This window comes from Pseudomonas putida (genome assembly GCF_001976065.1).
Lineage (GTDB): Bacteria > Pseudomonadota > Gammaproteobacteria > Pseudomonadales > Pseudomonadaceae > Aquipseudomonas > Aquipseudomonas serbica.
This window is the reverse complement of the sequence record NZ_MNAH01000004.1, coordinates 687925-698561: the sequence shown is the minus strand read 5'-3', so window position 1 is coordinate 698561 and position 10637 is coordinate 687925. Positions and strand designations below refer to the sequence as shown.

At 58.6% G+C, this 10637-nt stretch carries 9 protein-coding genes and 1 rRNA gene; 7 read left to right on the top strand and 3 right to left on the bottom strand.

Features of this window, described 5'->3' with window-relative positions; all coding sequences use genetic code 11:
- The 3 genes from BKX96_RS18490 to BKX96_RS18475 all read right to left on the bottom strand — a co-directional run.
- Nucleotides 1–285, bottom strand: a 16S ribosomal RNA gene (locus BKX96_RS18490); the annotation flags it as partial.
- Between the two features lie 581 nt (nucleotides 286–866).
- A complete protein-coding gene (locus BKX96_RS18480) occupies nucleotides 867–2087 on the bottom strand; it encodes a CaiB/BaiF CoA transferase family protein (RefSeq protein WP_077185137.1) in 1221 nt (406 codons plus the stop codon).
- Between the two features lie 12 nt (nucleotides 2088–2099).
- Nucleotides 2100–3281, bottom strand: coding sequence for an acyl-CoA dehydrogenase (locus BKX96_RS18475; protein ID WP_008064832.1), 1182 nt, complete (start codon nucleotides 3279–3281; stop codon nucleotides 2100–2102).
- A gap of 157 nt (nucleotides 3282–3438) precedes the next feature.
- Here BKX96_RS18475 and BKX96_RS18470 point away from each other — a divergent pair, with 157 nt between their 5' ends.
- The 7 genes from BKX96_RS18470 (at nucleotide 3439) to BKX96_RS18440 (ending at nucleotide 10590) form a co-directional block, all read left to right on the top strand.
- Nucleotides 3439–4338, top strand: a complete 900-nt coding sequence (locus BKX96_RS18470; RefSeq protein WP_046818714.1) for a LysR family transcriptional regulator — start codon at nucleotides 3439–3441, stop codon at nucleotides 4336–4338.
- Between the two features lie 435 nt (nucleotides 4339–4773).
- Nucleotides 4774–5895, top strand: coding sequence for a Re/Si-specific NAD(P)(+) transhydrogenase subunit alpha (locus tag BKX96_RS18465; protein WP_046818713.1), 1122 nt, complete (start codon nucleotides 4774–4776; stop codon nucleotides 5893–5895).
- Between the two features lie 11 nt (nucleotides 5896–5906).
- The gene (locus BKX96_RS18460; RefSeq protein ID WP_046818712.1) at nucleotides 5907–6263 is read left to right on the top strand and encodes an NAD(P) transhydrogenase subunit alpha part 2; all 357 of its coding nucleotides are present in this window, start codon (nucleotides 5907–5909) and stop codon (nucleotides 6261–6263) included.
- A complete protein-coding gene (locus BKX96_RS18455) occupies nucleotides 6260–7693 on the top strand; it encodes an NAD(P)(+) transhydrogenase (Re/Si-specific) subunit beta (RefSeq protein WP_046818711.1) in 1434 nt (477 codons plus the stop codon). Before BKX96_RS18460 ends, BKX96_RS18455 begins: the two co-directional genes overlap by 4 nt.
- A 215-nt stretch (nucleotides 7694–7908) precedes the next feature.
- Nucleotides 7909–9402 carry a succinyl-CoA:acetate CoA-transferase ScpC gene (gene scpC / locus BKX96_RS18450; protein WP_046818710.1) on the top strand — a complete coding sequence of 498 codons (1494 nt, stop codon included), beginning with the start codon at nucleotides 7909–7911 and terminating at the stop codon, nucleotides 9400–9402.
- Nucleotides 9403–9721: 319 nt separating this feature from the next.
- Entirely contained in the window at nucleotides 9722–9937 is a 216-nt protein-coding gene (locus BKX96_RS18445) for a DUF1127 domain-containing protein (RefSeq protein ID WP_007902752.1), read from the top strand.
- 335 nt (nucleotides 9938–10272) lie between these two features.
- Nucleotides 10273–10590: a DUF2388 domain-containing protein gene (locus tag BKX96_RS18440; RefSeq protein ID WP_046818709.1), complete on the top strand. Its 318-nt coding sequence runs from the start codon at nucleotides 10273–10275 to the stop codon at nucleotides 10588–10590.
- Nucleotides 10591–10637: the final 47 nt, after the last annotated feature.

Below are 10637 nucleotides of genomic sequence, written 5' to 3'. Positions count from 1 at the left end.
AGTTACGGATCGTCGCCTTGGTGAGCCATTACCTCACCAACTAGCTAATCCGACCTAGGCTCATCTGATAGCGCAAGGCCCGAAGGTCCCCTGCTTTCTCCCGTAGGACGTATGCGGTATTAGCGTCCCTTTCGAGACGTTGTCCCCCACTACCAGGCAGATTCCTAGGCATTACTCACCCGTCCGCCGCTGAATCAGAGAGCAAGCTCTCTTCATCCGCTCGACTTGCATGTGTTAGGCCTGCCGCCAGCGTTCAATCTGAGCCATGATCAAACTCTTCAGTTCAAACATCTTTGGGTTTTGAGAAAACCCTAAACTTGGCTCAGCAATCGTTGGTTACATCTTTGATTTCTCGCGGAGTAACTTGTGATGCTGATAATCTGTTGACTAGCAGTCTGACTCCACAAGCACCCACACGAATTGCTTGATTCAATTGTTAAAGAGCGGTTGGTTAAGATCTTTCGTCTCAACCGAGGCGCGCATTCTACAGCAGCCTCATTTGCTGTCAAGTGATATTTTTCAGAAGTTTTCAAGGAATCCTTAACAACTTCAACCACTTGCGCTTCAGATCTCTCATCAGCGGGAGGCGAATTCTACAGCGTTACACGCTGCTGTCAACACCTCTTTTTCAACTCCCTGCCGGCTTCGATGAACTGAAGCAAGTCACCGTCAAAACTGCGTAACTCTTTGTTTACCAAGGAGTTTTCCGTTTCGACTGCGCCGGAAGTGGGGCGAATTATAGGCTTCCAGAATCTGCCGTCAAGCGTTGATTTGGTTTTTCTATCAATACCTTGCAGCGCGAGCCAAAACGCCACGATGGCCCCTATATAGAGAAGAGAAGTTCTCCTCTATATAGAAGAGCTCTATCAGAGAACACCCGAAGCCTTGAGTGCGGACACGGTTCCAGCCTCAAGGCCCAGTACCCGCTGCAAAACCTCCAGCGTATGCTCACCCAGCAAAGGAGGCGCAGAGCGGTATTCCACCGGTGTTTCGGACAACCGAATCGGACTGGCCACCTGCGGCACCATTCCGGCCAGTGCATGCGGCAACTCGATCGCCAATCCGCGCGCCTTGACCTGGGGATCCTCAAACATCTGCGCCAGATCATTGATAGGCCCACACGGCACACCAGCCTGCTCAAGCTGAGCGACCCATTCAGCGGTCGTCTTGAACACCGTAGCCTGACGAATCAGCGGAATCAGCACCGCCCGGTTTGCCACCCGCAACTTGTTGGTCGCAAAACGCGGATCGTCAGCCCACTGCGGCTGCCCCGCCACTTCGGCAAACTTGCGGAATTGGCCATCGTTGCCGACAGTCAGGATGAAATCGCCATCTGCCGTAGGAAAATCCTGGTAAGGCACGATGTTCGGATGAGCATTTCCCAGGCGTTTGGGCGCATTGCCCGTCGTCAGGTAGTTCATCGCCTGATTGGCCAGGCACGCGACCTGGACATCCAGTAATGCCATGTCGATATGCTGCCCGCCGCCGTCGTGGTCTCGATGCGCAAGTGCCGCCAGGATGGCCACCGTGGAATAGAGCCCGGTGAGGATATCCGTCAACGCTACGCCCACCTTGACCGGCCCCGCACCTTCTTCGCCTTCAGGTCGCCCCGTCAGGCTCATCAGGCCTCCAAGGCCCTGGATCATGAAGTCATAACCCGCACGCTTGGCGTAAGGACCGGTCTGCCCAAACCCGGTGATCGAGCAATAAATCAGATCAGGGTTGATCGCCTTCAGCGACTCATAGTCCAGGCCGTAGGCTGCCAGGCCGCCGACCTTGAAATTCTCGATCAGGATATCCGACTTGGCCGCCAGCTCACGCACCAGCTTCTGCCCCTCAGGACGCGTGAAGTCGATGGTGACCGATTGCTTGTTGCGGTTGGCCGACAAGTAATAGGCAGCCTCGCTGGTGTTCTCTCCATAGGCGTCCTTGAGGAACGGAGGGCCCCAGGCGCGCGTGTCATCGCCATTGCCCGGACGCTCGACCTTGATCACTTCGGCGCCAAGGTCGGCGAGAATCTGTCCGGACCATGGCCCGGCCAGTACCCGCGATAAATCCAGTACCCGTAGATGCGAAAGCGCGCCCATGCCGTTCTCCTATTAATAGAACGCCTGGATACCGGTCTGCGCACGACCGAGGATCAGCGCGTGGACGTCATGCGTACCCTCATAGGTATTCACCACTTCCAGGTTGACCAGATGACGAGCAACCCCGAACTCATCCGAGATACCGTTGCCGCCCAGCATGTCGCGAGCCATGCGCGCAATATCCAGGGACTTGCCGCAGGAGTTGCGCTTCATCATCGAGGTGATTTCGACCGCCGCAGTACCTTCGTCCTTCATGCGCCCCAAACGCAGGCAACCTTGCAACGCCAGGGTGATTTCGGTCTGCATGTCGGCGAGCTTCTTCTGGATCAGCTGGGTGGCGGCCAATGGGCGACCGAACTGCTGGCGGTCCAGGGTGTATTGACGCGCGGTGTGCCAGCAGAACTCGGCGGCGCCCAGTGCGCCCCAGGAGATGCCGTAACGGGCCGAGTTCAGGCAGGTGAAAGGACCTTTCAGGCCACGGACGTCGGGGAAGATGTTCTCTTCCGGTACGAACACGTTGTCCATGACGATCTCACCGGTGATCGACGCCCGCAGGCCAACCTTGCCATGAATTGCCGGGGCGCTCAGGCCTTTCCAGCCCTTTTCCAGGACGAAGCCACGGATGTCGCCGGCATCGTCCTTGCCCCAGACCACGAACACATCGGCAATCGGGCTGTTGGTGATCCACATCTTGCTGCCGGTCAGGCTGTAGCCGCCTTCCACTTTTCGTGCACGAGTGATCATCGCACCCGGATCGGAGCCATGGTTAGGCTCGGTCAGGCCAAAGCAACCGATCCATTCGCCTGACGCCAGTTTCGGCAGGTATTTCTGTTTCTGTGCCTCGGTACCGAATTCATTGATCGGCACCATAACCAGGGACGACTGCACGCTCATCATCGAGCGGTAGCCGGAGTCGACACGCTCGACTTCACGGGCAATCAGCCCGTAGCTGACGTAGTTCAGGCCACTGCCGCCGTACTGCTCAGGGATGGTTGCGCCCAAAAGGCCTACTTCGCCCATTTCGCGGAAGATCGCCGGATCGGTCTTTTCATGGCGGAAAGCTTCGAGCACGCGCGGCGCTAGACTTTGCTGGGCGAACTGCGCAGCGGTGTCGCGAATCATGCGCTCTTCTTCGGTGAGCTGTTGATCCAGCAGCAGGGGATCGATCCAGTTGAAGCTAGCTTTACCGGCCATGAGTGTGTCCTCTCGAAACAGGTCAAATAACGTGCAGTGATCCTAGGCCGGGTTCGATGCTGGGGCAAACGAGGATTTCGCATACTGTTGTGTTATTTTCTCACTCCGAAACGTCGCAAAACCTTTTCAAGGCGATGTATTAGTGAGGTTGACGTACATGCGCAGGAAAATACCCAGCACCACGGCCCTGATCAGCTTCGAGGCGGCCGCACGCCATGAAAGCTTCACCAAGGCAGCCCAAGAACTTTCGCTCACCCAAGGGGCCATTTGCCGACAGATCGCCAGCCTCGAGGAGTTCCTTGGCGTGGAACTGTTCCGACGCTCGCGACGCGGGGTCAAGCTGACGGAGCCGGGCCTTTCCTACAGCCGCCGGGTTGCCACTCAACTCGATGCAGTCGAGCGCGATACCTTGTCGGTAATGGGCCAACAGGGAGCCAACGTCATAGAACTGGCCGTGGTTCCGACATTTGGCACTCAGTGGCTACTACCCAGGCTCAAGGACTTTCAACAGAAACACCCGGAAGTGACGGTCAACCTCACCAACCGCACCCGGCCATTCCTGTTTGCCGACACCGATTTTGACGCAGCGATCTACTTCGGTGACGCGGATTGGTCCGGCACTGAATCCCACAGGTTGATGGGCGAAAATCCGATGCCCGTGTGCAGCCCTAATCTATTGGGAAAAAGGGATGCCCTGACGCCCGGTGAAATCGCCGACCTGCCCCTCCTGCAACAGACCACCCGCCCCTATGCCTGGCGCCAATGGTTCGCCTCACAACAACTGAATGTCCCGCGCGACATGACAGGGCCGCGCTACGAGCTATTCTCCATGCTGGCCCAGGCCGCGATGCACGACATGGGCATTGCGCTGATCCCGCCGTTCCTGATTCAGCGCGAACTGGCCGAGGCTCGCCTGGTGATCGCCAACCCCCAGGCACTCTCCAGCATCAAGGCCTATTACCTGATGATTCCCGAGAGAAAGGTCGAATCTGCGTCTTTGAGGGCTTTTCGGGACTGGCTGGTAAACCAGGCGCATGGCTACAGCCTAGAAGGGTAAAGGCCCAGAGCACTTACCTGACCTCGTAGTCAGAAAAATGAAAACCCTACAGATATAAGTATTTGTCGCCTGAAGGAAAACTGTAAGACAAAGCAGTACAAACGTGCCACAAGCGCCTGACGACGCGGCTTTGCGCCACTATTCCCGTGCCATGCCGCATCATTCATATGGCCGATGCGCAAATTGTTTGAATTGCGCCAGAATCCACGAAAGGCACGGCCTAGACGGGATTGAGCCGTTTGGTTGCGACATTCGGTCACGGGGTGACTTGTAGTTAATTTTCCGTCACCCGTCATAATCCCTTGAAGGGCACAAAGTTCGCCTGCAAAATGCCGCGCCCCGCTTGATTTTAGCGGGGTCGTGCTGATCGGCCGCCCCAGCCGCACCATCCGTAGTGCATGGGTTTACTCTATAAGATCACGCAGGAGATTTGACGTGCACATTGGTGTTCCTCTCGAAACCCAGACCGGTGAAACACGGGTTGCTGCAACCCCCGAAACCATCAAGAAGCTGATCGGCCAGGGTCACAAGGTCACTGTACAAAGCGGCGCCGGCGTCAATGCCAGTGTTGTCGACAGTGCCTATGAAGCCGCTGGTGCGACCATTGGCAGCGCCAGTGAGGCGTTTGGTGCAGAGCTGATTTTGAAGGTCGTCGCCCCCAGCGACAGCGAGCTTGCGCTGATTAAGAGCGGCACCGTTGTGGTGGGGATGCTCAATCCGTTCAACAACGAAACCATCGCCAAGATGGCCGAGTGCGGCATTACCGCCTTTGCCCTGGAGGCCGCCCCTCGCACATCCCGCGCACAGAGCCTGGATGTCTTGTCCTCGCAAGCCAACATCGCCGGCTATAAAGCCGTGTTGCTGGCCGCTCATCATTATCCGCGCTTCATGCCGATGCTGATGACCGCTGCGGGCACCGTGAAAGCGGCGCGGGTGCTGATTCTCGGTGCGGGTGTTGCCGGATTGCAGGCCATCGCCACGGCCAAGCGCCTGGGTGCGGTGATCGAGGCGTCCGACGTGCGCCCTGCGGTGAAGGAGCAGATCGAATCCCTCGGCGCCAAGTTCGTCGACGTGCCTTATGAGACCGATGAAGAGCGTGAATGCGCCGTCGGTGTCGGCGGTTACGCCCGCCCAATGCCAGCCAGCTGGATGCAGCGCCAGGCCGTGGCCGTGCACGAACGCGCCAAGCAGGCAGACATCGTCATCACCACGGCACTGATTCCGGGTCGCAAGGCACCGACGTTGCTCAGCGCGGAAACCGTGGCACAGATGAAACCCGGCTCGGTGGTCATCGACCTCGCCGCGGCCCAGGGTGGCAACTGCCCGCTGACCGTGGCCGATCAGGTGGTCGTCGAAAACGGCGTGACCATCGTTGGCCCGACCAACCTGGCTGCCGCGGTAGGCGCCGATGCCTCGGCCCTGTATGCACGCAACCTGCTGGACTTCATGAAACTGTTGTTCGATAAAGAAGGACAACTGGTGATCAACCTTGAAGACGATATCGTCGCCGCGTGCCTGATGTGCCGCGACGGCCAGATCGTGCGCAAGAACGGCTGAGGATAAAAACAATGGAAGACATGCTGATCTCTCACGGTATCTACAACCTGATCATCTTCGTGCTGGCCATCTATGTTGGCTACCACGTGGTCTGGAACGTGACCCCTGCACTGCACACCCCGCTGATGGCCGTGACCAACGCCATTTCCGCCATCGTCATCGTCGGCGCCATGCTCGCTGCCGCGCTCACCGTAACCCCGCTGGGCAAGACCATGGGCACCCTGGCCGTGGCCCTGGCCGCCGTCAACGTGTTCGGTGGCTTCCTGGTCACCCGGCGCATGCTGGAAATGTTCAAGAAGAAAGCGGCTGCAGCAAAAGCTCCGGCAGCCAAGGCCGAAGCAATCAAGGCTGAGGTGCAGCAAGCATGAGCATGAACCTGGTTACTTCCCTGTATTTGATCGCCTCGGTCTGCTTCATCCAGGCGCTCAAGGGACTCTCGCACCCCACCACGTCGCGTCGCGGCAACCTGTTCGGCATGCTCGGCATGGGCCTGGCGATCCTTACCACGGTCGGCCTGATCTACAAGCTCGGTGCCGAGCTGGCCCACGACGGTATCGTCTACGTGATCGTCGGCCTGCTGATCGGCGGCACTGCCGGTTCGATCATGGCCAAACGCGTCGAAATGACCAAGATGCCCGAACTGGTCGCCTTCATGCACAGCATGATCGGCCTGGCAGCGGTGTTCATCGCCGTGGCTGCCGTGGTCGAGCCACAGTCGCTGGGCATCGTGCAGAATCTTGGCGATGCGATCCCGGCCGGTAACCGCCTGGAACTGTTCCTCGGTGCTGCCATCGGTGCAATCACCTTCTCCGGTTCGGTCATTGCCTTCGGCAAACTGGCGGGCAAGTACAAGTTCCGCCTTTTCCAGGGCGCACCGGTACAGTTTGGCGGTCAGCACAAGCTGAACCTGCTGTTGGGCCTGGCCACACTGGCCCTGGGCGTGACCTTCATGCTCACCGGCGACTACACCGCTTTCGGCGTGATGCTGGCGCTGGCCTTCGTGCTCGGCGTGCTGATCATCATCCCGATTGGCGGCGCGGACATGCCGGTGGTTGTGTCCATGCTCAACAGCTACTCCGGCTGGGCGGCAGCGGGTATCGGCTTCTCGCTGAACAACTCGATGCTGATCATTGCCGGCTCCCTGGTAGGTTCATCCGGTGCGATCCTCTCGTACATCATGTGCAAGGCGATGAACCGCTCCTTCTTCAACGTGCTGCTTGGCGGCTTCGGCAATACCGCCGAGGCAGGCCCTGCAGGCGCCAAGGAAGCCCGTCCGGTGAAATCCGGCTCGGCTGACGACGCGACCTTCCTGCTGACCAACGCCGACACCGTGATCATCGTTCCGGGCTACGGCCTGGCGGTAGCACGGGCGCAGCATGCCCTGAAGGAACTGACCGAGAAGCTGACCCATCGCGGCGTGACCGTGAAGTACGCGATCCACCCGGTCGCCGGTCGTATGCCGGGGCACATGAACGTGCTGCTGGCCGAGGCCGAAGTGCCGTACGACCAGGTGTTCGAGATGGACGACATCAACTCCGAGTTCGGCCAGGCCGACGTGGTGCTGGTGCTGGGCGCCAACGACGTGGTCAACCCTGCTGCGAAGAACGATCCGAAATCGCCGATTGCCGGCATGCCGATCCTCGAAGCGTTCAAGGCCAAGACCATCATCGTCAACAAGCGCTCGATGGCCAGCGGCTACGCCGGCCTGGATAACGAACTGTTCTACCTGGACAAGACCATGATGGTGTTCGGCGACGCCAAGAAAGTCATCGAAGACATGGTTAAAGCCGTCGAGTAAGACCGCTTCGCAGCACCACAACGCCCCGACTCGTCGGGGCGTTTTTGTTTGTAAAAATCGTCGGACAAAGGAACGCTTTGTTACCGATACGGTAACGGTGTTTTGTCTGAAAGTACCGGAATAGACGCCTCGTTTGCGACCTTGGTAGCGGGACAGGGCCTCAACAAATTCACTAGACTGGAGGTCCTGCTACCCGTTGCCCGAGATAACAATTCATGTACCGTGACCGTATTCGCCTGCCTTCGTTGTTGGATAAAGTGATGAGCGCCACCGAGGCTGCCGCTCTGATTGAGGACGGCATGACCGTCGGCATGAGCGGCTTCACCCGCGCCGGCGAAGCCAAGGCCGTACCCCACGCGCTGGCCGAACGGGCCAAGGTCACACCGCTGAAGATCAGCCTGATGACCGGCGCCAGCCTGGGCAACGACCTCGACAAACAGCTCACCGAGGCCGGCGTATTGTCGCGTCGCATGCCGTTCCAGGTGGACAGCACCCTGCGCAAGGCGATCAACGCCGGCGAGGTGATGTTCATCGACCAGCACCTCTCGGAAACCGTCGAGCAACTGCGCAATCAGCAATTGAAGCTGCCGGACATCGCGGTGATCGAAGCCGTCGCCATCACCGAGCAAGGCCATATCGTGCCGACCACGTCCGTGGGCAACTCGGCCAGCTTCGCGATCTTCGCCAAGCACGTGATCGTCGAGATCAACATGGCGCACAACCCGAACCTCGAAGGCCTGCACGACATCTATATTCCGACCTATCGTCCGACCCGTACGCCGATTCCCCTGGTCAAGGTCGATGATCGCATTGGTAGCACCGCCATCCCGATCCCGCCGGAGAAGATCGTCGCGATCGTGGTCACCCATCAGTCCGACTCCCCGTCCACCGTGCTGCCACCGGACGTGGATACCCAAGCCATCGCCGATCACCTGATCGACTTCTTCAAGCAGGAAGTCAGCGCGGGGCGCATGACCAACAAGCTCGGCCCGCTGCAAGCCGGTATCGGCACCATCGCCAACTCGGTGATGTGCGGCCTGATCGATTCGCCTTTCGAAGACCTGACCATGTACTCCGAGGTGCTGCAGGACTCGACGTTCGACCTGATCGATGCCGGCAAGCTGAGCTTTGCATCCGGTAGCTCGATCACCCTGTCGAGCCGGCGCAACGCCGACGTGTTCGGCAACCTGGAGCGCTACAAGGACAAACTGGTGTTGCGCCCGCAGGAAATTTCCAACCACCCTGAAGTGGTCCGTCGCCTCGGCATTATTGGCATCAACACCGCCCTTGAGTTCGATATCTATGGCAACGTCAACTCCACCCACGTCTGCGGCACGCGGATGATGAACGGCATCGGCGGCTCGGGTGACTTCGCGCGCAACGCGCACCTGGCCATCTTCGTGACCAAGTCCATCGCCAAGGGCGGGGCGATTTCCAGCGTGGTCCCCATGGTCAGCCACGTCGACCATACAGAACATGACGTGGACATCCTCGTCACCGAAGTTGGCCTGGCGGACCTGCGCGGCCTGGCACCCCGGGAACGCGCACGCGTCATCATCGACAACTGCGTACACCCGGATTACCGCCAGGCCCTGAACGACTACTTCACGGCGGCCTGCGCAATCGGCGGGCACACCCCGCATATCCTGCGTGATGCACTGAGCTGGCACATGAACCTGGAAGAAACCGGAAGAATGATCGCCGTGTAATTGGTACAGATGGCAGCTGACACAAACACAGTTTGGTCAGCTTGCCGTTGCCAAGCAGAATCTCGCCAAAAACTGTACTGCTGTACCGGTCATTTCCTACTGAATTATCCTACATCCATCGACCAAAAGAGCAAAAATGCACCACAATGGCGCAGACAGGTACAGTTGCTTCATTTTCGACCAGTACACCGCCTATAAACAGTTAACTGAGCTCTCACAATACAGATGAACTGTATCTACAGAGACTAGGCAAACGAGAGGATCATGGGCACCAGTCAAGCCACTACCTAATCCCGCCATAAGCGGAAGGATGTAAACCATGGAACGTACACTCAGTTCCGAGCTGTTCTTCGAAGACACCGCTGCAAAAACCCAGGCTTCCATGCCTCTGCGCGTTATCGCCAACCTGATGCTGTGGCAGCGCCGCATCTCCAGCCGCCACCAACTGGCTCGCCTGGATTCGCGTCTGCTGGCAGATGCCGGGATTAGCGAAGCACAACGCTACGAAGAGCTGAGCAAGCCGTTCTGGCGCTAAGCAGCTCGCTGGCTCTGACCTGCACGGTCCACCGCCAGCAACCCGAATTGAACAAACAAAGCCCGTCGTGGGAAACCACGACGGGCTTTGTCGTTTCAGAGACCGTTCGCGCACGACCAGTACAGTTTTTCTATCTACAGATTAGGCCGATACAGTTACTCGACGGCTTTTCATCTGTTCAAACTGATTTCCAGCAACCTTTTCTCATATAGGCTGTTCGAAACGCCCTGCCCAGGCCTAATATCAAACCAGAACGTGGCGCCCCCCGAGTGTCTGGCGTCTGATCATCAGACACTGCGCCACCTCTTTATCGTCTTATCCAAAGGAGTTACACCATGTCCCGTCTTCGTCTGCTCAGCGCTGCAGCCTTGCTTGCCGTGGCGGCCAATGCCCACGCCACCAGCTTCATCGTGACCACCGATGCCGTCGTCGGTGCACTCAAAGCCACCTCCGACGCGACGTCCGACGTCACGTCTTCGTTCAAGGACGACAAGATCGTACTCGCGGCCCGTGACGACGCCGCCAGCTTCGTCGCCAGTGAAGGCAACATCCGTGGCGTAAAACTGGAAAGCGCGCTCGATCACATTCGCCATCAGGCTCCACAGCTGAACGCAACCGACGCACAATTGGCCCAGGCCATCCTGACCATCTAAGCGTTGGCCTGATGGGGGACACGCTTGCCGTGTCCCCATGTTTGCGC